Below are 342 nucleotides of genomic sequence, written 5' to 3'. Positions count from 1 at the left end.
AAAAATAAAATTCTGTTTTATCTGGCTGCGTGCGCAAATAAACTGTCTTAAGGCGTCGATCGATGTTAAATATTGCGCGTCAACGGCGATACTAACGGTTATCGTCGTTGAACGCGGTAAAAAAAACGGCCCCCACCTTCGCGGACCGATTTCTGGCGGAGCAAAAACGGGCGGCCAGTTTCCCGCCAGCCCCGCCTTTGCCCCGTTGTAGTCACATGCCGCTAGCACGGACCACACATACATCATAGTCACTTTAAGATGCCGAAGTGACGGTTACTGCGATGATCACCCCTTCGCCTCTGCGCGAGGATTCCGATGCAAAAGTGCAAGTCGACGTGAAAG

General features: G+C 51.5%; 1 pseudogene. It reads left to right on the top strand.

Annotated features, from left to right (window positions below):
- Positions 1 to 211, top strand: a pseudogene (locus tag PQR02_RS40880) (hypothetical protein); the annotation flags it as partial.
- Positions 212 to 342: the final 131 nt, after the last annotated feature.

It is taken from the genome of Paraburkholderia sediminicola (assembly GCF_046026895.1).
GTDB lineage: Bacteria > Pseudomonadota > Gammaproteobacteria > Burkholderiales > Burkholderiaceae > Paraburkholderia > Paraburkholderia sediminicola_C.
This window is presented reverse-complemented; position numbering and strand designations above follow the sequence as displayed.